The sequence below is a fragment of the Flavobacteriales bacterium genome (assembly GCA_016779995.1).
Lineage (GTDB): Bacteria > Bacteroidota > Bacteroidia > Flavobacteriales > UBA7312 > UBA8444.
Genome location: JADHMO010000001.1, coordinates 217,254 through 239,061, shown reverse-complemented (window position 1 = coordinate 239,061; position 21,808 = coordinate 217,254). Strand labels below are relative to the sequence as shown.

Genomic DNA, 21,808 nt, shown 5'->3' with positions numbered 1-21,808 from the left:
ATTGATACTATGCAAGAATTAGCAAATATATTTATCAAGTCGATATTCATTGACAATATGATATTCGCCTACTTTTTAGGGATGTGTTCCTATTTGGCAGTATCCAAAACAGTAAAAACATCAGTTGGTATGGGCTTTGCCGTCATCTTTGTGTTGGGCTTTACCATTCCTATCAACTATTTATTAGAAAATTTCATTTTGAAACAAGGGGCTTTGGTTTGGCTTAGCGAATCTTTCGTTGATGTAGACCTAAGCTTTTTGAGTTTCATTATGTTCATTGCCATCATTGCTTCTATGGTTCAATTAGTAGAAATGATTGTAGAGAAGTTTTCTCCTGCTTTATATGGCTCTTTAGGTATTTTCCTGCCACTTATAGCCGTTAACTGTGCTATTTTGGGTGGTTCATTATTTATGCAAGAAAGAGCATATACCAGTATTGTAGAAGCTACAGTATTTGGTCTAGGTTCTGGAATTGGTTGGTTTTTAGCTATTGTAGCTATTGCCGCTATCCGTGAAAAAATACGTTATTCTCATGTACCTGCTCCATTAAGAGGTCTAGGTATCACCTTTATTATTACAGGTCTTATGGGTATTGCGTTTATGAGCTTTATGGGAATCAAATTATAATTCGTTTAGAACAAACACACAAATGATAATATTAAGTACAACAACAATAGTTTCAAGTATAGCCATTTTTTTATTGGTAATTTTCGCCTTGGTAGGTATTCTTTTATTTGCCAAAGCCAAGCTGATGCCATCTGGTAAAGTTAAAATTACCATCAATGGAGAAAAAGAAATAGAAGTCGATGGAGGTTCTACTTTACTTAACACCTTAAGTAATGAAGGTATATTCTTACCGTCTGCTTGTGGTGGTGGTGGTACCTGTATTCAATGTACTTGCCAAGTGCATAATGGTGGTGGTGGTATCTTACCTACTGAAGAACCACACTTCTCTAAAAAAGAAATTGCAGACAACTACCGTTTAGGATGTCAGGTTAAGGTAAAAGAGGATATGGAAATATCTATTCCTGAAGAAGTTTTTGGTGTAAAAAAATGGGAAGCCACAGTTGTTTCTAACTATAATGTTGCTTCTTTCATTAAGGAGTTTATTGTAGAAATTCCTGAGGATATGCCCTACGAAGCAGGTGGATACATACAGATTGAAATTCCTGATTGTGAAATCAATTATGCCGATATGGACATTACGGCACATCCTGATGAACACGATGAGGCAGAAAAATTCAAATTGGAGTGGGATAAATTCGGTTTATGGTCACTTAAGATGAAGAATGATGAAGAAGTGGTTCGAGCATACTCTATGGCCTCTTATCCTGCTGAAGGTAGACGTGTTATGCTAAACGTTCGTGTTGCCACACCACCTTGGGACAGAGCAAAAAATACATGGGCTGACGTAAATCCAGGTGTAGCGTCTTCTTACATCTTTAGCAGAAAAGCTGGAGATAAGGTTACTATTTCAGGGCCTTACGGTGAATTTTTTATCAATAATTCTGAAGCGGAGATGCTATATATCGGTGGTGGTGCAGGAATGGCACCAATGCGTTCACACCTTTATGAGTTATTCAAAACTTTGAAGACTGGTAGAAAAGTAAGTTATTGGTACGGCGGTAGGTCAAAGAGAGAGTTATTCTACTTGGACCACTTTTATAGCTTAGAAAAAGAATTTTCAAACTTTAATTTTGAAATTGTTTTGTCTGAGCCATTAGAAGAAGATAATTGGACGCCTAAGAAAGATTTAGACGATAAGGAGGGTGATGGTTTTGTTGGTTTTGTACACCAAGCTGTAATTGATCAATACCTAACCAAACATGAAGCACCTGAAGATATAGAATTATATTTCTGTGGTCCACCACTTATGAACCAAGCTGTTTTAAAGATGGCTGATGATTGGGGTATTCCTGATGAGAATGTCCGTTTTGATGATTTCGGTGGATAATAAAATTTATTATTTTAAAAAAAAACCTCACTTGAAATAAGTGAGGTTTTTTTTATTTTTTCACTAATAGAGTTGTCTTTTTTAACTTATATTAGCGAAGTCTAAACACAATTCAACCAAACTTTATGATTTTTCTCTTAACCTTATTTTCCTTTAATTAGGGGGGGTGGGTTAAGAGCCTTTGGTTGTTTTCTCGTGTTTAGACGCACAAAATCCCCCCTTACTATACATCATTTATGAAAATAGTAAGAAAACAAGGTTTTTGTTCTTGTAGGTTTAAGAGAAAAGTAGTAAAAGATGAATCTTCATTTTCTAGTAGGTACTATTACCAAGACGAGCCTCGTTCAATTCTTATAAACTGCATTAGTTGTGGTCAGAAAATAAAAAAATCATTTATCCCAGTTCTACCTAGCGATAAGCAATCTAATGAATAAGATTATTTATTTTTTTAGTATTTGATAAACAGATAAGACTATTAGCAGTAGTATAGCTACTATGCCTATTTCTAGTTTATTATCACTACAAATTTCTACTAGAAATGATTGATCGGGATTTATTATAGTATCTTTTTTTATTCCCAATTCTAAAACTGAAAGTATTTTTAAAAGAATTAGAATAACAAACGCAACTATCATTAAAAAGTTGATATACTTTATTATTTTCAAGGTTTAAGGGATTTAAAAATTACGATTTAAAATTAGATATTTTTTTCAGTTTAGCCAATGACTTTAGTTACATTTGTTTCAAAGATTAAATTATGGATGTAAATGATTGTAATGGTAATTCTTTATCTAATGGTGACTCAGTCATTGTTATTAAAACTCTTGACGTCAAAGGTTCTCCTTTAGTCATAAAAAAGGGCACTAAAGTCAAAAACATCCGTTTGACAGATGATGCTAACGAAGTTGATTGTAAAGTGAATGGCACACGAGTGGTACTTAAAACAATGTATCTTAAAAAGAAATAGCTACCTCTTTAAACTATTTTCATAGGTGTTAATCCAATCCTTAACACTTATTTTTTTACATAGTTCGGCAATTAAATCATAAGGTATTTCATCTAAATACTTAAGTCTAACACAACTTTTCCCCATATCTAGCTTCCTTTTACAATGCTTAGCATATTCTTCTGTCCACCATTTAAATAATTTTGAGTCGGCGTATATTCCCATGTGATATAGTCCAATAAAGTTTTTTTGTGAGGCTATACTCATAAAAGGTAATGGTAGCTGAGGGCTAACATGATATCCATGAGGATATATAGAATGAGGCACTACCCAACTAGGCATTCCATAGCCCAAACATTCTTCAAAACCATTAGGAAGATTGGCATTAATAATGGCTCTTATTTTATTCATTATATCCTTCCTTTCTTCAGGAATTTTATCAAAATAATCATCTACTGAAATTGCATCAATTTTCATTACTTATATTTTAAATTCTATGAAACAAATGTATAATTTTGTGTAATGAGATACTTGTTTTTTATTGTTTGTTTATTTTTTGGCTGTAAAGGACTAGATAGCTCTAGAAGCTTGATTCATAATGTTGGTTTTGCTCAAGGTACTTCATACAGTATCAAATACATGAGTTCAGAGGATTATCATCATGAAATAGACAGTCTTCTTACGGTTATTGATCATTCATTATCTACTTACAATACCAATTCATTATTAAGTCAATTGAATTCAGGTGATACTAGTTTGTTGTTAGACACCCATTTTGTACGTGTTTTTAAAGCCTCTCAGCATATTTCTTCACTCAGCAATGGATTATTTGATTGTACTGTAGCACCATTAGTTGAGGCTTGGGGTTTTGGTCCTAATGACGGACAAGAGGTCGATTCTTTACACATAGCCACTTTATTACAACAGGTTGGTTATCAGGATTTATGGCTTAAAGGAGATAGCTTACTTTCTAATCCTCAACAAAAAACTATGGATTTTAATGCTCTTGCTCAAGGTTATACAGTAGATGTCATTGCTGAGCTTTTGGATTCACATTTAGTTTCGGACTATCTAATTGAATTGGGTGGAGAACTCAGAGCAAAAGGATATAATTCTAGAAACAAAAAATGGAGAGTAGGTATAGACAAACCTTCTAATGAGATTGATGTAAACGACCGCTTTCAAATAATATTAAACCTTCACAATAAATCGTTAGCAACTTCTGGTAATTACAGAAACTTTTACGAAAAAGATGGTCAGATATATTCTCATACTATTAACCCTAAAACAGCTTATCCTGTTCAGCATTCTCTATTAAGTGCTACTGTAATTGCAGACGATTGTATGACGGCAGATGCTTATGCCACTACTTTTATGGTTATGGGAGTGGAGCAGACTAAAGACTTTTTAAGTAAACACCCCAATTTAGAGGCTTTTTTGATATTTACTAATGCTGATAAAAGCTGGGAGAATTGGTCTACAGAAGGTTTTAAATCACTAGTGACTAACTAGCCACTTCTTCTTTTTTGCACATTTCGTCAGGGCTAGCACCACAAAATCCACAATTTTCTCCTTCTTTGTTAAGGAATGGGCTGTTACTAGCACAAGTACCAGAAAATTTACCGTCTTTCTTGACGAGTATCTTAATGGCTATTCCTGCAAAACCTATAGCTAATAATGCTATTGCTAATAAAACGACTTTCATACAAAATTCAATAGGTTGCAAAGGTATGAAATTGTTATACTACTTTTGCTAAAAATTTTATTTATGGACGCACGGCTTGTAGCTTTTGAAAGATTATTGAATATAATGGACGATTTAAGGGCTAAATGCCCTTGGGATATGAAGCAAACTACTGATAGTTTACGTTACTTAACCTTAGAGGAGGTCTATGAATTGTCTGATGCCATAGTCGATGGTGATATGCAAGAAATAAAGAAAGAATTGGGAGACATTATGTTACATCTTGTTTTTTATTCTAAGATAGCTTCTGAAACAAATACCTTCGATATTACAGATGTGCTTAATGGTGTTTGTGAAAAGTTGATTCATCGTCATCCTCACATATATGGAGACGTTGAAGTAGCCGATGAGGCAGAGGTGAAAGCCAATTGGGAAAAGTTAAAACTAAAAGAAGGTAAGACTTCTGTTCTAGAAGGGGTGCCTAAGTCTTTACCAGCTATGGTAAAGTCTATTCGAATTCAAGAAAAAGCTCGTGGTGTTGGTTTCGATTGGGACGATAAACAACAAGTGTGGGATAAGGTTCAAGAGGAATTAATGGAACTAAAAGCCGAAGTGGATAAAGGCGATGAGCAGAAGACTACCGAGGAATTTGGTGACTTACTTTTTTCACTTATTAATTATGCTCGATTTGTGAATGTAAACCCTGAGGATGCATTAGAAAAAACTAACAAAAAGTTTATTCAACGCTTTCAATACATGGAAAAACAAATAAAATCTAAAGGACAAGAGCTATCAGATTTAACTTTGAAAGAGATGGATGTGTATTGGAACGAGGCTAAAACTATTTAGGTGCTTTTTTGAGTAGGTAAAGTCCTAAACTGGCAAACAGCAAATTGGGAATCCATACGGCAATGACAGGAGATAAGTCACCATTAGTTGCAAATGTTGTAGAAACTTGCATAAAAAGTATGTAAGCAAAGCTAATGAGTAGCCCTAGCCCTAGATGCAAACCAATTCCTCCTCTAACTTTTCGTGATGCCATAGCCACAGCAACAATGGTAAGTATGAGAGTTGCAAAGGGATAAGCAAAACGTTTTTGTTGCTCGATGATATGAAAAACTAAATTTTTAGAGCCTTTCATCCGTTCTTCCTTGATATAATGGTTAAGCTGAAACATATTCATAGTTTCTACCATACTTCGCCTGACGTTAAAATCATTAGGGTGCAGATTAATCGTTAAAACTAGGGTGTCGCCTTCGATTATTTCTTCATTTAAATGGTCTATTTTACGAATGAAATAGTTGTGCACCGTCCAATTTTCTGTAGTTTCATTCCATTTGATATAATTGCAAAACAGCTTTTCTTGGAGTTCGTTATTCTCAAATTCTTCCATTGAAAATTTATAGCCAATGTTTCGTTTGGTGTTATAAGATTGCATGTAGATAAACTGACCAGGTTTTATTTGCATATGTATATCCTTATCTCTGTTTTTGTAAGGGTTTTTTATATAGGTGTTTTCAAATTCTAAGCGTTCACTATTGGCAGGTGGTATTATGAAGTTGCTAAGTGTGAATGATAGGACAGCTAAAAATCCAGCAGATAACATAAAAGGTCGTAAAAATCTATTGAAGCTTATGCCACTGCTTAAAATGGAGATGACTTCTGTATTATTAGCCATTTTAGAAGTGAAAAAGATGACAGCGACAAAAGTGAATAAAGGACTGAAAAGGTTACCGAAGTAGGGGATAAAATTGAGGTAATAGTCGAAAATAATCCCCTTGAGTGGCGCATCTTTTTCTATAAAATCATCAATCTTTTCGGAGATGTCAAATACTACAACAATCAGTAATATCAGTGATATAGAGAAGAAAAACGTCCCCAAAAACTTTTTTATAATATACCAATCTAACTTTTGCATTTACAGACGTCTGTCAAGTTTTTTAACCATTTTATTTTTCCATTCTGTAAATGTCCCAGCAGCCAAATGTTCTCTAGCCTGTTCCATTAACCATAGGTAAAAACGAATATTGTGTAAAGTTGTTATTTGTTTACCCAACATTTCGTTGACAGTAAATAAGTGACGCACATAAGCTTTACTATAAGTAGAGTCCACATATGAAGTGCCATTTTCATCTATTGGAGAAAAGTCGTCAGCCCATTTTTTATTTTTGATATTAATAGTCCCTTCACTTGTAAATATCATACCATTTCTAGCATTTCTAGTAGGCATAACACAATCGAACATATCTACACCTAGAGCAATGTTTTCTAATAAATTGGTTGGCGTTCCTACGCCCATTAGATAGCGGGGCTTATCTTCAGGTAGTACGTTACATACTATTTCCGTCATTTCATACATAAGCTCATGAGGTTCACCCACAGATAAGCCACCTATGGCATTACCTTCACGCTCAAAAGAGGCTATTTTTTCTGCCGATTGTTTTCTCAAATCTTTATATACACTTCCCTGAACAATAGGAAAAAGGGTTTGTTCAAAGCCGTATTTTGCTTCGGTACTATCAAATCGTTCACAACAACGCTTTAGCCAACGGTGAGTCATGTGCATAGACTTTTTAGCGTAGTTATAATCGCAAGGGTAAGGCGTACATTCATCAAATGCCATAATGATATCAGCACCGATAGTTCGCTGAATATCCATTACATTTTCTGGAGTAAAAAGGTGGTAAGAGCCATCTATATGGGATTGAAACTTCACACCTTCTTCCTTAATTTTACGTTTTCCTGATAGAGAATATACTTGATAACCACCACTATCGGTAAGAATGGGCTTTTGCCAATTCATAAATTGGTGTATTCCTCCTGCTTTTTCTAACACTTCAAGACCTGGTCTTAAGTACAAATGGTAAGTGTTACCTAAGATAATTTGTGCTTGAGTATCTTTATCTACTTCATGCTGATGAACGCCCTTGACTGTTGCTGCCGTTCCGACAGGCATAAAAATAGGGGTTTGGATTTTTCCGTGTGCAGTTGTCAGTTCTCCTAAACGTGCTTTTGAGGCACTATCTTTTTTAATCAGCTTAAAATCCATAAATGCAAATTTCGCCAAAGATAGTTAAGTCTTAATAACATCTATTTTATAGGGCATAAAAAAATTAAATATCCGTATCATTGTAGTCTATGGATATAGCTACTGTATGCTTAGTGATTTTTTCTTTTCTCTTTCTAGTACAATTGTGCTATTATCTTTTTATTTATTTAAAGTTAGCAAGACATAAAGAACAAAAAAAGACCTTTTCTAAAGCCGTTTCTGTTGTTGTGTGTGGTTATAACGAAGAACAGTACTGGGAGGCTTTAGTGGATAAACTGTTAGAACAAGACTATCCTAATTTTGAAATAGTATTGGTTAATGACCAATCTACAGACAACACAAAATTTATTTTTAAGCAATGGGAAAACCATCCTAAAATAAAACTTGTTGACATAGGAGAAGATATTAAAAAAGGATTGGGTAAAAAGTTTGCCTTAACCTTAGGTATCAAAGCCGCTAAGTATGACTACCTTCTTTTGACTGATGCCGATTGCTACCCGAGAGATAAGGATTGGATTAGTACTATGACTCAACATTTTTCTAATAAGACTATTGTACTTGGATATGGTGCTTATGAAAAGCATAAAGGCTTGTTGAATAAGTTAGTAAGGTTTGACACATTTCAAGTGGCTATGCAGTATTTTTCCTACGCTTTAATTGGCAAAACCTATATGGGTGTAGGTAGAAATTTAGCCTACAAAAAGTCTTTGTTTTTTGATAATAAAGGCTTTGCTACTCACTTGCACTTACCTTCAGGAGATGATGATTTATTTATTAAAGAAGTAGCAAGTCCCCATAATACTGCTGTAAGTATTGCGAATTCTTCACACACCTTATCTGTTCCAAAAACCACTTGGAAGTCTTGGATAAGACAAAAAAGTAGACATCTTAGTACTGGAGTTTATTATAAAAACTATCACAAGATGATGTTGGGTTTATGGACACTTAGTCAAGCCTTATTTTGGCTGTTATTTTTGGTTTTACTGTTTTGGCAACCCTTTTTACATTTTATTGTTTCTTTGTTTATGCTACGTTTAGCAGTTCAAATGTTGGTGTCGTATCCAATAATGAAAAAACTAGTAGAAAAAGATTTAATCTTTCTGTATCCATTTTTAGAACTACTATTTATTATTTTTTACTTTATCTTTATAGTCAACAGAACAATAAAAAAGAAAAGGTTTTGGTAAACAAAGAACTTACAGAAAAAGCAAAGGAGGATTTAAAAATCATCGAATTGGCATTGACCAAAGGAGATCCTCGTGCCTATAATACCTTGATGTCTAAATACAGAGACCCCATCTTTTTTATGCTTTATGAAAGAGTCAACGACAGAGAACTTGCTAAGGAACTAACCATAGAAGCCTTTGGTAAAGCCTTTAATAAGTTAGATTCTTACACGCCTAATTTTGCTTTTAGTACATGGTTGTTTAGCATTGCAAGAAACAACTGTATTGATTATTTGAGAAAGAAAAAATTACCGACTTACTCAATAGATGCTATGATAGATCACGATGAAGGTTCACAAACAGCAATAGACATTCCCTATCATGGTGATGGACCAGAGAAAAAGATGATGAATAAGCAACGTATTCAAATTTTAAGAAATATAGTCGAACAACTAAAACCAAACTACAGAGAATTAGTTAAGTTACGTTACTTTAAAGAATACAGTTATGAAGAAATTTCTTTAGAGTTAGAGATACCTATTGGAACAGTTAAAGCTCAATTATTTCGCTCAAGAGAGCAGTTGTTTAAGATACTTTCTGGTAAAAAAGATATCTTTTAATGGCTAATATCATTTTTACACATTTTCCAGATTTAACAGATATTCAAAAAAAGCAATTCTCTGCTCTTTCTGATTTGTATGGGTTTTGGAACGCTCAAATAAATGTGGTTTCTAGGAAGGATATGAATGACTTTTTAGAGCGTCACGTTTTACATTCTTTAGGAATAGCCAAAATAATGAACTTCGAAGATGGTACTAAGGTACTAGATGTGGGTACTGGGGGAGGCTTTCCAGGTATTCCATTAGCTATATTATTTCCCAAGGTAGATTTTTTATTGGTGGATAGTATTGGCAAAAAAATTAAAGTAGTTCGTGCAGTGGCTCAGGAGTTAGGCTTGAAAAATGTCAAAACAGCACATGAAAGAGCAGAAAATATCAACGGAAAATTTGATTTTGTAGTGAGCCGAGCGGTAACCCGTATGCCTGCTTTTCTAAAGTGGATTGAAGATAAATTTTCTCTTAATTGTAAAAACACTTTTCCTAATGGTGTTCTTTACCTTAAAGGAGGTGACTTGACCGAAGAAATGAGTCAAGTAACCTATCATCACCATTCTTTTAATCTTTCAGATTATTTCAGCCAAGACTTTTTTGATACTAAAAAGGTTGTTTATGTGCAGATGGTTTAATCTATCTTTTTACAGAAATATATAATTTCTCCTTTTGGTAAGGCATAACGTTCTACCAACTTAGGGTCTAGGGTATTGATGTAGTCATCTTCAATAACTTCAAAACCAGCTTCACTAAGAATATTACCATAATCTAAGCCATAAAGTCTGACGTGATCGTCTTGCCAATAGTGTTTTTCCCTTTCTTTTGGGTCTGTTATGCTAGGGTCGTCGAAGGTTTCTTTTCGATTAGTATCGATAGGTACTTGAAAAATTCCCCAACCACCTTTTTTAATCACTCTGTAAAATTCTTTCATCACTTTTCTGTCATCTTGCACATGCTCCAAAACGTGATTACACATAATGACATCAAAGCTATTATCCTCGAAAGGAATATCGTGAACGTCCATTTTTACATCTGCCCAAGGCGAATTTAAATCGGCTGTAGTGTAGTCCAAATTCTTTTGATTTTTGAATAGCTTAATAAAGCAGTATTCTGGGGCAATGTGCAAAAATTTTAAATTATCACTAAAGAAATTAGTTTTCTCTTTAAGGTATAACCAAATTAGTCGGTGTCTTTCTAAAGACATACTATCTGGTGCTATGGCATTTTCTCTAGATCTTAGCCTTCCGTAGGGTAGCAATTTTCTATAAGTATATCCATTAATTGGGTCTTCGAATTGATTACCTCTCATAAATAGAGAAAATATTCTTAGAAAAAAATGACTAATGTGGTGTAGGTAATGTCGAGGTATTAATCGTGTTACTAAGCTTATTATGTATTTCATGGGTTATATTTTTTTTAATGGTTGAACTGCATATCAGAGAGTTGCTTATATAAGCCTTCATTTTTTTGAAGCTCTTGATGGGTTCCTTGCTCGATAATTTGTCCGTTTTCGAGCACTAATATACAATCTGCATTTTTAATGGTAGAAAGTCGATGTGCGATAACTATAGAAGTCCTTCCTTTCATGAGCACGTCCATAGCTTCCTGAACCAGCTTTTCGGATTCAGAGTCTAAAGCACTAGTTGCTTCGTCTAAAATTAATATACTAGGATTTTTTAGCAAAGCTCTAGCAATGGCTATTCGTTGTCTTTGTCCACCTGAAAGTTGTATGCCACGCTCACCAACAAGTGTTTCCATTTTTTCAGGGAAATCATTAATGAAGTTAAGAGCATTAGCTTTTTTAGCTGCTTCTTCAATTTCTTGTTCAGAAGCGTCTAATTTGCCGTATGCAATATTTTCTTTAATGCTACCACCAAATAAAATGATATCTTGAGGGACAATAGCAATCTGCTTCCTTAAAAAGTGTAAGTCGTATTCTTCAATATTTTTTCCGTCAATACTAATTTGACCGTCTTCTATTTTATAAAAACCAAATAGGATAGAGGCTAATGTGGTTTTTCCTGCGCCACTTGGGCCTACCAACGCTATGTTATGACCTTGTTGAACTTCAAAATTTAAATTATTCAATACTTGTACATCTGGTCTACTTGGGTAGGCAAAACTTAAATTGTGAAATTTTATATGACCTTTAACGGCATCAGCACTAAATGTTGAATGGATTTCTTCTTTTTCTTCTTCAAGAATATCCATCAAATGTTCTGTTGCTCCAATAGCTTTTTGAAGTTTTGCGTAGATGTCGGCCATACCACCTACAGATGCACCAATAAAAACCGAGTATAGTATAAACGTAAACAACTCACCTATACTTAGTTCGTTTGAGTTAATCATTAATACGCCATACCAAATAACTGCAACAATAGAGCCAAACAAACAAAAGATGATGAATGAAGCAAAAGCACCACGATAACGACCGCCTTTTTTGGCAATTTGCATCACTTCATTCGTTTTTTTAGTGTATCGTCCTATTTCAAAAAACTCATTGGTAAAGGCTTTGACGTTGGAAATACCTTGTAAAGTTTCTTCTATTATAGTGTTAGATTCAGCTACTTTTTCTTGTACTTGCTTGGAGAATCGTTTAATATATCTTCCAAAAAAGACCGCAGCTAACATCATGGCGGGAATTATGGCTAACATAAATAAGGTCAGCTTGACAGAGGTCAAAGAAAGAAATACAATACCACCTATAATGATAAGAACTTGTCTTAAAAATTCAGCTAAATCGGTAGTAAAAGTTTCTTGTAATAAGGATATGTCAGAGGCAATACGGCTATTCAATTCACCTACACGTCTTTTTGAAAAGAAATTCATAGGCAGTTTTATAAGGTGCGCATAGGTTTCTTGTCGTATTACTGCTAAAGTTTTTTCAGTAACATTAACAAATAACACTATTCTGAAATAGGAAAATATGGCTTGTAAGGCAAATAACACTAAAAGTGCTATTGCTATTTGGTTGATGTTATTCACTAGCTTATCGGAGGCTGAATCAACAAGATTACCCATTAAAGCAGGAAAAATTAACGAGGCTGCAGTAGATAACAACAAGAAGAAAAGCCCGAAGGAAAATTCTATTCTGTAAGGTTTTATATATTGAAATAAACGACCAGCGCGTTTAAGTGATGTTTTTTTGTTTTTTGTCATAATATGATTGGCAAATATAATGGTTAAGCATCAAAATTGTGTCGATTAATTTGCAATTCATTATTTTTGTACTTTGTCCTAGTTTATCAAAACCTTAACAATATTATTATGTATAAGCTCTTACTAACATTATTATTGAGTTTCAATTTTTTAACAGCACAAAACATTGAGTCTCTTTTTTTAGATTCTGGTAATGAAATACCGTTATTAACTTTTGATAAACCTGCTGATATCGATGAGTTATTAAACGCAGAAGTGGTCAAAGGTCAAATGTTCAACTTTGGTAAATTTGTGTTGTGTGATATTTCGAGTTCTGATGATGGTTTATGGACTGAGGTAGATGGTGGAAAGGTTTGGACATTAGCTATAGCAGCTACCGATGCTAAAGGCATTTCATTGTATTATGACGATTTTTGGATACCATCATCTGGAGAATTATACATATACAACCCTTCGTACACTCAAAGAATAGGTCCTTTTACTTCAAAACATAACCACAGTTCTGGTCTTTTCGCAACAGAGCTTATTAGTGGCGATATGTTAATTCTTGAGTATTTTCAGCCTAATACTGAGTTAAGTGATTTAAGATTATCTATTAATCGCTTTGCCTATGCTTACAGGGATATTAGTGGTGGGCAACTTGGAGGTTACAATTCTTCTGAAGATTGCCAAGTCAATGCCAATTGCTCCGAAGGTGACGCTTGGGAAAACCAAAAAAAATCTGTTTGTAGAATTCAAATTGGTTCAGGTTGGAATGTTGGTTTATGCACAGGTGCATTAGTTAATAATACACTGAACAATTGTACACCTTACGTACTTTCTGCTGACCATTGCTTTAGTGGTGGAGATATTAGTGATAATGAACTCAATCAATCTATTTTTTATTTTAACTACCGTTCGCCAAATTGTAATAATTCTGTTCCAAATAATACTTACTCCATTACGGGTTGTTCTAAACTTGCTAATAGTGGAGGTGAAGGTGGAGTTGGTGATCCTGATTTCTTTTTAGTTGAGTTGAATAGTGAACCTGATTTTGATCCCTATTTTTCTGGATGGAATCGTTCAAATACCCCTGCTACTAGTGGTGTTAGTATTCACCATCCTAGTGGAGATATAATGAAGATTTCTACTTTTACTAATAGTTTGACAACATCTAGTGGTTTAGGATGGGGTAATGATAATACAACACATTGGCAAGTGCAATGGTCTCAAACGGATAATGGTCATGGTGTAACAGAAGGAGGTTCTTCAGGTTCGCCAATATACAATCAGAACTCTTTATTGGTAGGTGTATTAACTGGTGGTTCATCTTTTTGTGACGCTACCAATCAAACGGATATTTACGGAAAACTATGGCACGGCTGGGATCAGGTAGGTAACTCTACTTCCGAACAGCTAAAACCATGGTTAGACCCTGCTAACACCAATGCGATTTCATTAAATGGCATATATTGTAATCAAAGTGCTACTGTAACAGCTGCTTTCAATAGCTCAGAGACTAATGTTTGCTTAAACTCATCGGTTACTTATTCATCTTTATCTACTGGAGAAATAACGTCATATAATTGGCAATTCCCTGGTGGTTCGCCAGCTTCTGCTAATGGTCCTGGACCGCATACTGTGAACTACAATTCACCAGGCACTTACGATGTCTCTTTAAGTGTTTCTGGCACAGAAAATACAGATGACTATACCATGACAGACTATATAAACGTAGCTGCCAATTTAGTGGAGTTAGACTTCTTGCCTGATTGCTATGGTCAAGAAACTTCTTGGGAATTACAAAGCACTAATGGTCAGGTAATCTATTCAGTTTCTAATGGTTACTATCCGGGCGGAAATTCTGCTCAGGATATGGAGCCTAATCCTCAAAGTGTTATTGAAAATTGGTGTTTAATGGACGGCTGCTATAAATTTGTGGTTGAAGATGAGTATGGCGATGGTTTGTACGGTTCACAACATACTTGTGAATTTGATGGAGACTTTACTATTTATGATAATGACGATAATATTCTTGCTGAATTAAACGAGCCTAATTCTGATTTTGGTGATGATATAACGCTTAATTTTTGCGTCGAATCTGCTTTGTCAACTTCAGATTATAGTACTAATACAACACAGTTTGATTTATTCCCTAATCCTACTTACGGAGCTTTTGTTCTTGAGAGTAATATCAATGGTCAAATAAGAATATATAACACCATTTGGCAAGAGGTTCATTCGTCTGTAAAAAGTGATTTCAAACACTCTATAGACATACAAGATTTAGAGGTTGGAATTTACCTCATTGAATTTAATAACTCTATTAAAAAACTCATAAAGCAATAGTTTTGGTACTCTCCGAAAAAGATATCGATAGGATAATAGAAATGGCGTGGGAAGATAGAACACCTTTTGATGCTATTGAGTTACAGTATAATCTTAAAGAAAATGAGGTTCGTCAGCTAATGCGTAAACACATGAAACGTTCTTCTTTTGTAATGTGGCGAAAACGGGTTAAGAGTAGAAAGACCAAACATCTTTCTTTAAGAAGTTTTGTAAAAGGACGCTTTAAGTCTTCTAATCAAAAGTAGTTATTGCTCTAATTCTTTTCTTATAACTTCAATCATTTGATGAAACTCCACTTTATCAAATAAACGAGTAAGGAAGATTATTTTACCGTTTCTATCCAAAACGATATTTCGTGTTACTCCAGCTTTAGGAAGAGTAAATTGTTCAAACACTCGACCATTTGTGTCCAATGCTATGGGATAAGTTACTTGCATTTCTTCAATGAATGTTGTTGTTTTTTCTTTCGATTCTTTCAAGTCTACCCCTAAAAGAATGAAATCTTCATCTTTAAATTCTTGCCATACCTCGGTTTCCAAATGAGGCATCTCTTTTCTGCAAACACCACACCAAGAGGCTGTAAATTGTATCACACTTACCTTTCCTAGTAGCGATTCGTTGGTAATTGTCGTTCCATCTAACAGTTCCATGCTGAAATCTGGACAACTGTCACCAACTTTAAGCTTGTAGCCTCTGTTGTCTTCATTGGTGCCACAGGCAATAGAGAACGCAAAAATTGTGGCTAAAAAAAGAATGTTTTTCATAATCTATATTTCGTTTAAAATGTCTTTGATAGTATTACAAGCCTTAATAATTTCTTCTTCAGAAATAATAAGTGGTGGAGATAAACGTACTGCCGTATTAGTAAACAAGAAAAAGAACATAATTAAGCCATGTTCGTACCCTTTTTCTACAAGGTATTGACAGATTTTTTCACTATCTAATTCTATAGCTAACATTAAGCCTTTGCCTCTCACTTCTTTAATTTTGGGGTGTTGTAAATTTTCTCTAAAAATCTGCTCTTTATATTCTATAGATTGAATGATGTTTCTGTCTTCTATTAGAGTACTTAAAGTAGCAAGTGATGCAGCACAACAAACGGGATGCCCCCCAAAGGTTGTAATATGACCTAGTTTAGGATTATCTTTAAGTTTATCCATATTCTTTTTGGAACTGATGAAACAACCAATAGGCATACCGCCACCCATGCCTTTAGCTATACATAGGATATCAGGAGTTACGCCAAAAGTGTTTATAGCAAATAATTGACCAGTTCTTCCAAAACCAGTTTGTATTTCGTCAAAAATGAGCAGCGCACCTACTTCATCACAACGTTGTCTGAGAGCTTCTAACCATTTTATAGATGGAACTTTAAATCCTGTTGCGCCTTGAATTGGCTCAACAACTACAGCAGCTGTTAAGTGGTCTATTAATACTAGCTGTTCTATGCTATCGTAATCAATTAATTCACAATCGGGGAGTAGTGGGCGGTAGTTGGTTTTATATAGCTCCTTACCCATAATACTAAGAGCTCCATGTGTGCTACCGTGATAACTGTTATTAAAAGATATTATCTTATTTTTTGAAGTAATACGTTTAGCTAATTTCATAGCACCTTCAATAGCTTCTGTTCCAGAGTTTACTAAGTAGGTACAGTTTAAACTTTCAGGCAAGTTTTCTATTAGTAGTTGTGAAAGTTTGTACTGAGGAGATTGAACATACTCACCGTACACCATTACATGTGCATAAAGTTGCATTTGTTCATTAACGCTTTGTACAATTGCTGGGTGACTATGTCCTAATGTACAGGCAGATACTCCAGCAACTAAGTCTAAATATTTTTTGTTATTGACGTCATAAATATAGATTCCTTCGGCATGAGAAATTTCCATACCATTTGCAAAGGGTGTAGTTTGGGCTTGATGGTTAAAAAATACATTTTGCCCTATTGTATATTTACTTTCTTTTGACAACTTTTAATGCAGCCTTAACAATATTATGAGAGTCTAATCCATATTTAGCCATAAGCTCTTTGGGCTTTCCACTTTCACCAAATGTATCGTTTACACCTACCATTTCGATAGGAGTGGGGTTATTTCTTGAAAGACATTGTGCTATGCTATCGCCAAGTCCACCATTTAACATATGTTCTTCGGCACTTACCACACATTTTGTTTTGGCTACAGACTCTAAAATTGCTTTTTCATCTAGTGGCTTAATGGTGTGTATGTTTATTATTTCAGCACTTATTCCTTGTTCTTCTAAAGCTTTTTGTGCTTCCATAGCCTCCCAAACCAAATGACCAGTAGCAAAAATGCTAACGTCTTTTCCTTCTTTTAGACAAATCGCTTTTCCTATTTCAAACTTTTGGTTTTCAGGGGTAAAATTAGGCACATTAGGTCTGCCAAAACGCAGGTAAACAGGCCCATTATGTTCTGCTATGGCTATTGTTGCGGCCTTAGTTTGGTTATAATCGCACGGATTGATAACAACCATGCCTGGCAACATTTTCATCATACCTATATCTTCTAAAACTTGGTGAGTAGCACCATCTTCTCCTAAAGTTAGACCAGCGTGAGAAGCGCATATTTTGACATTTTTTTCTGAGTAGGCTATAGATTGTCTGATTTGGTCATAAACTCTGGATGTGGAGAAGTTGGCAAAAGTACCAGTGAAAGGGATTTTACCTCCTATGGTTAATCCTGCTGCTATGCCCATCATATTAGCTTCTGCTATACCTACTTGAAAAAAACGTTCAGGATGATTATCTGCAAATTCATTCATCTTCAACGAACCTGTGAGGTCAGCGCATAATGCCACAACATTAGGATTGCTTTTTCCAAGTTCAGTTAATCCTGCTCCAAATCCTGAGCGTGTGTCTTTCATTTCCATTATTATAGTTTTAGAGATACGGTTTTTATAGAACTTACTTTAAATGTTTTTTCTTTGGTGTATTCGCTAGAAGAGGCATTTTTTGCCCTATACACTACCTTGTATTTTCCTGGTAATACGTAAAGTGCTTGCCTTCCTTTGTTGATATTCAAATCGCAAACCCATTTCAGTTCATTGCTTACTTCAAATATACTTCCATAAGGTGATGATGAGGCCGATAAAACGACTAAACCTGGTTCAGGAATTTTTACATTGGTAGATTCACTTTGATTGACTTTAACAGTTTCATAAATACGAGGTAAAGTCAGAATTTCTAGCTCATATTCACCTGTTAAATACCTTTGTTTAGTATTTAGTTGTTGAACGTTTAGGGTTTCGGTTTTGCCTTTTTCTCTAACAATACATTCTACTTTAGTTTTATTAACTGCAGAACTAATACTTAATGTGCCTTGTGGGCATTTTATTGGTATTGTAGTGTGTTTGCCTGGTATTAATTTCCAATCTCCTTCTGCTTCTGTCTGTGGTATGGTATGGGCAACAACTTTATAACTTAGCACTGGATCAATATTCAAGGTATCAGGATTTCCTCTACTGTTCATAGTGTGTATAAAATTGTATTGTAGAATCCCTGAAAAAGAATCGTAAAAGCTGAGGGGTACATTTGTTTCGGTAGGCATTTCATTTTCGTCCAGTAGATTAACTTGGGCAGTGGTTGAGTTTAGCACTTGAGAAATGACTACATCTAAAATGTTTTTGAATTCATCAGGATTTCTGGCATCGTAAAAAGTACCCACACATTCAAAATTTTTCTTGTATTCTTCACTAAGACCAATACCAATAACAAAAGGTTTAAGAATGATTTTTTTCTCTTGGTATAGTCTAGATACAGCGCATGGGTCTCCGCCACATTCTTCTATACCATCTGTAATTAGAATAACGATATTTCTAGAGTTGGAGGTGACGGCAGGAAAATCTAAAGCACCTGATTCTAGTGCTTTTGCAATTGGGGTAGTGCCTTTTGGTCGAAGTGTTTTTAATCTGTTTTTTATGGCAGGTATAGTATTGTTTCCAAAAGCAACTTCTAGCCTAGTATCTCTACAATCTTGAGGCGGTGATGGTTTTTGATGACCATAGCATCGTAAACTCACTTGCAAGTTTTCTTTATTGTCAAGACTATCTAACATATTGCTAAGCAATTCTTTGGCAATTTCCATTCTACTATTTCCGTCCCATTGAGCGTACATACTCTGAGAAGCATCAAATATGAATAAAACACGAGTTACGGGTTTATCTTTTTGGGCAAAGGTTTTGTAGGGGTTTAATAAACTGATACAAATTATCAGTATAGCTAATAAGATATGTTTGTTTAAATTTAACATTTAATAATCACCAAGTGATTCAGGATTTTGACTCAGAGCATCTGCTAACTGTTCATCGTTAGGCGCAACACCATGCCATTTGTGTGTTCCCATCATGAAATCAACGCCATTTCCCATTTCAGTATGCATAATTATACAAATGGGTTTTCCATTACCACACAATGATTTAGCCTTATTTAAAACGTCAATAACATCATAAATGTTGTTGCCGTCCTTTATTTCTAACACTTCCCAATCAAAGGCTTTAAATTTATTAGAAATATTTCCCATGGGAAGAACCTCCTCTAATGAGCCATCAATTTGCTTTTGATTGTAGTCAATTGTACAAATTAGATTATCGACTTTGTTGCCAGAAGCATACATAGCAGCCTCCCAAATTTGCCCTTCTTGCAATTCACCATCTCCGTGCAAACTATATACGATGGACGAATCATTATTTAATTTTTTAGTAAGTGCTGCACCAATTGCTACTGACATACCTTGACCTAAAGAGCCTGAGGCAATTCGTACGCCAGGAAGTTTATCGTGAGTGGTAGGGTGTCCCTGAAGTCTTGAGTTTATGGTTCTGAAAGTCGATAATTCTTTAACATCAAAATATCCTCTTCTTGCTAACACACTATAAAGGACAGGGGAGATATGACCGTTGGATAGAAAAAATAAATCTTCATCAATACCATTCATCTCAAAGTCAGTATTATGCTTCATAACTTCGAAATATAGAGCTACAAAATACTCAACGCAACCGAGTGAGCCACCAGGATGACCTGAATTTTGAGCATGTACCATACGAACAATATCTCTTCTAACTTGATTGCAAATAGCCTTTAAATCCTCACTCATGGTCTAATTAGTTTAATTCTCAAATGTAATTCTTTTAGTAGGGGAAATTACAATTGTTAATATTTTTTCAAAAATGTTTAAATAGCTGATTATCTTTGCGAAAAATATATTTTGATATGGCTTTGAAGTGTGGTATAGTAGGTTTGCCAAATGTTGGAAAATCGACATTATTTAATTGTTTGTCTAATGCCAAAGCGCAATCGGCAAATTTCCCCTTTTGTACTATTGAACCTAACGTAGGTGTTATTAGTGTGCCAGACAAAAGACTTAATGAGTTAGAACGTTTAGTACAACCTGAAAAAGTCCAACCAACTACTATAGAAATTGTAGATATTGCTGGATTGGTAAAAGGAGCTAGTAAAGGAGAAGGCTTAGGGAATAAATTCTTAGCTAATATTAGAGAAACAGACGCTATTATTCATGTGTTGAGGTGTTTTGAAAATGATAATATTGTTCATGTAGATGGTTCAGTTGACCCAATTAGAGATAAAGAAACCATAGACATAGAATTGCAATTAAAAGATTTAGAAGCTGTTGATAAAAAGCTACTGAAGTATGAAAAGCTATCTCGAACAGGTGACAAAGACTCTAGAAAAGTTGTTGATGTTCTAGCCAAATACAAAGCTCATTTAGAACAAGGTAAATCAGTTAGAAGTATAGATTTAGAAGATAAAGAAAAAGAACACGTTGCTGACTTAATGTTACTTACTGATAAACCAATAATGTATGTGTGTAATGTTGATGAAGCTTCCATAAAAAATGGCAATCCTCATGTTGATAGAGTGAAGGAAATTGTAAAAGATGAAGATGCTTCTGTTTTAATGATTGCGGCATCTACAGAAGCAGATATAACAGAACTTGATAGTTATGAAGAACGCCAAATGTTTCTAGAGGATATGGGCTTAGACGAGCCTGGGGTGAGTAAACTTATTCGTTCAGCATATCAGTTGTTAAATCTTTCCACTTATTTTACGGCAGGAGTTAAAGAGGTTAGAGCATGGACCATTAAAGAGGGAATGAAAGCTCCACAAGCTGCAGGAGTAATACATACCGACTTTGAGAAAGGTTTTATTCGTGCCGAGGTCATTAAATATACAGATTTTGTAGAGTTAGGTTCTGAATTAGCATGCAAAGAAAATGGTAAAATGTCAGTGGAAGGCAAGGAGTATGTTGTTGCCGATGGTGATATTATGCATTTTAGGTTCAATACTTAAAGAATATGATTTAAGTCATACATTTCATTGCACTAACTCTTCTAGATTCGCATGAAAGAGCAAGGTGCTCTTCATAAAACTAATTATAACTTAAAAAATGAAAAAATTAAATCTTGCTAGTTTCGCATTTATTTTGCTTTCTATTTTCTTTCTTCTAAACACTTCTTGTAAAAAGAAGAAATCTGTGCCTAATGTATTTACCTATGAATTAAATTCACAGAAAGTGAATTGTCCAGCTTTTGCCATTGGAGATAGAGTAATTTCTAACCAATCTATATTTTGGGGAAGAAACGATGATGTAGGGCAATTAGAACTTATAATAGATACCGTTAGAGTTGGAGTTTTTGATCAAGCCGATTATGTAAATTCATTGAGTGGTTATTCAATAAATTTTAATGATAAAAACGATAATTTATACACTTACACTAAAAATTCAAACAGTCGATTTGTTATAAATTTGAAGGTGAGTGATGGAGATGAAATTTCGGGAAGCTTTTCGGCTACTTTGCATAACATAGCTAATAATTTAGATAGTGTTGTTATAGAAAATGGAGTTTTTAGCTTTGGTATCTAGATTAAATTAGAA

The 21,808-nt window shown here is 34.6% G+C and carries 24 protein-coding genes; 13 read left to right on the top strand and 11 right to left on the bottom strand.

The genetic code is table 11. The features are described from left to right. Positions 1-9: 9 nt before the first annotated feature. The 4 genes from nqrE (at position 10) to ISP71_01120 (ending at position 2,921) form a co-directional block, all read left to right on the top strand. Positions 10-627: an NADH:ubiquinone reductase (Na(+)-transporting) subunit E gene (nqrE, locus tag ISP71_01135; protein ID MBL6662680.1), complete on the top strand. Its 618-nt coding sequence runs from the start codon at positions 10-12 to the stop codon at positions 625-627. Between the two features lie 22 nt (positions 628-649). Next, a complete protein-coding gene (locus ISP71_01130) occupies positions 650-1,954 on the top strand; it encodes an NADH:ubiquinone reductase (Na(+)-transporting) subunit F (protein ID MBL6662679.1) in 1,305 nt (434 codons plus the stop codon). Between the two features lie 236 nt (positions 1,955-2,190). Further along, positions 2,191-2,388: a hypothetical protein gene (locus ISP71_01125; GenBank protein MBL6662678.1), complete on the top strand. Its 198-nt coding sequence runs from the start codon at positions 2,191-2,193 to the stop codon at positions 2,386-2,388. Between the two features lie 323 nt (positions 2,389-2,711). Beyond that, entirely contained in the window at positions 2,712-2,921 is a 210-nt protein-coding gene (locus ISP71_01120) for an alkylphosphonate utilization protein (GenBank protein ID MBL6662677.1), read from the top strand. Here the strand turns inward: ISP71_01120 and ISP71_01115 are convergent, their stop codons facing one another. Continuing rightward, the gene (locus ISP71_01115) at positions 2,922-3,377 is read right to left on the bottom strand and encodes a DUF1801 domain-containing protein (protein MBL6662676.1); all 456 of its coding nucleotides are present in this window, start codon (positions 3,375-3,377) and stop codon (positions 2,922-2,924) included. Between the two features lie 45 nt (positions 3,378-3,422). On the opposite strand from ISP71_01115, the gene ISP71_01110 reads away from it, so the two are divergent. Beyond that, positions 3,423-4,412, top strand: a complete 990-nt coding sequence (locus ISP71_01110; protein ID MBL6662675.1) for an FAD:protein FMN transferase — start codon at positions 3,423-3,425, stop codon at positions 4,410-4,412. Here ISP71_01110 and ISP71_01105 read toward each other — a convergent pair. Beyond that, on the bottom strand, positions 4,405-4,605 hold the full coding sequence (locus ISP71_01105; protein ID MBL6662674.1) for a membrane or secreted protein: 201 nt from the start codon (positions 4,603-4,605) through the stop codon (positions 4,405-4,407). The two genes, ISP71_01110 and ISP71_01105, sit on opposite strands and share 8 nt — an antisense overlap. Before the next feature lie 63 nt (positions 4,606-4,668). Between ISP71_01105 and mazG the strand changes: the two genes are divergently transcribed. Next, the gene (mazG, locus tag ISP71_01100) at positions 4,669-5,433 is read left to right on the top strand and encodes a nucleoside triphosphate pyrophosphohydrolase (GenBank protein MBL6662673.1); all 765 of its coding nucleotides are present in this window, start codon (positions 4,669-4,671) and stop codon (positions 5,431-5,433) included. On the opposite strand, the gene ISP71_01095 is transcribed toward mazG, so the two are convergent. Next, positions 5,426-6,502 (bottom strand): LptF/LptG family permease, encoded by a 1,077-nt coding sequence (locus ISP71_01095; protein ID MBL6662672.1) that lies wholly within the window; start codon positions 6,500-6,502, stop codon positions 5,426-5,428. The genes mazG and ISP71_01095 overlap by 8 nt on opposite strands. Continuing rightward, complete coding sequence (tgt, locus tag ISP71_01090; protein MBL6662671.1) at positions 6,503-7,633, bottom strand: tRNA guanosine(34) transglycosylase Tgt; 1,131 nt, start codon at positions 7,631-7,633, stop codon at positions 6,503-6,505. It lies immediately after the preceding gene. 143 nt (positions 7,634-7,776) lie between these two features. Between tgt and ISP71_01085 the strand changes: the two genes are divergently transcribed. The 3 genes from ISP71_01085 to rsmG are packed head-to-tail and all read left to right on the top strand — an operon-like array spanning position 7,777 to position 10,045. Next, complete coding sequence (locus ISP71_01085) at positions 7,777-8,820, top strand: glycosyltransferase (GenBank protein ID MBL6662670.1); 1,044 nt, start codon at positions 7,777-7,779, stop codon at positions 8,818-8,820. 38 nt (positions 8,821-8,858) lie between these two features. Beyond that, positions 8,859-9,419 (top strand): sigma-70 family RNA polymerase sigma factor, encoded by a 561-nt coding sequence (locus ISP71_01080; GenBank protein MBL6662669.1) that lies wholly within the window; start codon positions 8,859-8,861, stop codon positions 9,417-9,419. Then, positions 9,419-10,045, top strand: a complete 627-nt coding sequence (gene rsmG, locus ISP71_01075) for a 16S rRNA (guanine(527)-N(7))-methyltransferase RsmG (protein ID MBL6662668.1) — start codon at positions 9,419-9,421, stop codon at positions 10,043-10,045. Before ISP71_01080 ends, rsmG begins: the two co-directional genes overlap by 1 nt. Here the strand turns inward: rsmG and ISP71_01070 are convergent. Together ISP71_01070 and ISP71_01065 are read right to left on the bottom strand one after the other, a co-directional pair. Next, positions 10,042-10,812, bottom strand: a complete 771-nt coding sequence (locus tag ISP71_01070) for a methyltransferase domain-containing protein (GenBank protein ID MBL6662667.1) — start codon at positions 10,810-10,812, stop codon at positions 10,042-10,044. The genes rsmG and ISP71_01070 overlap by 4 nt on opposite strands. A gap of 14 nt (positions 10,813-10,826) precedes the next feature. Then, on the bottom strand, positions 10,827-12,569 hold the full coding sequence (locus tag ISP71_01065) for an ATP-binding cassette domain-containing protein (protein MBL6662666.1): 1,743 nt from the start codon (positions 12,567-12,569) through the stop codon (positions 10,827-10,829). A gap of 108 nt (positions 12,570-12,677) precedes the next feature. On the opposite strand from ISP71_01065, the gene ISP71_01060 reads away from it, so the two are divergent. Next, on the top strand, positions 12,678-14,897 hold the full coding sequence (locus ISP71_01060) for a T9SS type A sorting domain-containing protein (GenBank protein ID MBL6662665.1): 2,220 nt from the start codon (positions 12,678-12,680) through the stop codon (positions 14,895-14,897). A 41-nt stretch (positions 14,898-14,938) separates the two neighbouring features. Then, positions 14,939-15,142, top strand: a complete 204-nt coding sequence (locus ISP71_01055) for a TIGR03643 family protein (GenBank protein ID MBL6662664.1) — start codon at positions 14,939-14,941, stop codon at positions 15,140-15,142. Here ISP71_01055 and ISP71_01050 read toward each other — a convergent pair whose 3' ends face one another. The 5 genes from ISP71_01050 to ISP71_01030 form a co-directional block, all read right to left on the bottom strand. Next, entirely contained in the window at positions 15,143-15,661 is a 519-nt protein-coding gene (locus ISP71_01050; protein MBL6662663.1) for a TlpA family protein disulfide reductase, read from the bottom strand. A 3-nt stretch (positions 15,662-15,664) separates the two neighbouring features. After that, positions 15,665-16,789 (bottom strand): aspartate aminotransferase family protein, encoded by a 1,125-nt coding sequence (locus ISP71_01045; GenBank protein ID MBL6662662.1) that lies wholly within the window; start codon positions 16,787-16,789, stop codon positions 15,665-15,667. Positions 16,790-16,853: 64 nt separating this feature from the next. Then, the gene (locus ISP71_01040; protein MBL6662661.1) at positions 16,854-17,789 is read right to left on the bottom strand and encodes a transketolase family protein; all 936 of its coding nucleotides are present in this window, start codon (positions 17,787-17,789) and stop codon (positions 16,854-16,856) included. Between the two features lie 2 nt (positions 17,790-17,791). Continuing rightward, on the bottom strand, positions 17,792-19,168 hold the full coding sequence (locus ISP71_01035) for a VWA domain-containing protein (protein ID MBL6662660.1): 1,377 nt from the start codon (positions 19,166-19,168) through the stop codon (positions 17,792-17,794). Then, a complete protein-coding gene (locus ISP71_01030) occupies positions 19,169-20,008 on the bottom strand; it encodes a transketolase (GenBank protein ID MBL6662659.1) in 840 nt (279 codons plus the stop codon). It abuts the gene before it with no gap. A gap of 122 nt (positions 20,009-20,130) precedes the next feature. On the opposite strand from ISP71_01030, the gene ychF reads away from it, so the two are divergent. Together ychF and ISP71_01020 are read left to right on the top strand one after the other, a co-directional pair. After that, complete coding sequence (gene ychF, locus ISP71_01025; GenBank protein MBL6662658.1) at positions 20,131-21,222, top strand: redox-regulated ATPase YchF; 1,092 nt, start codon at positions 20,131-20,133, stop codon at positions 21,220-21,222. 97 nt (positions 21,223-21,319) lie between these two features. Continuing rightward, complete coding sequence (locus ISP71_01020; protein ID MBL6662657.1) at positions 21,320-21,796, top strand: hypothetical protein; 477 nt, start codon at positions 21,320-21,322, stop codon at positions 21,794-21,796. Positions 21,797-21,808: the final 12 nt, after the last annotated feature.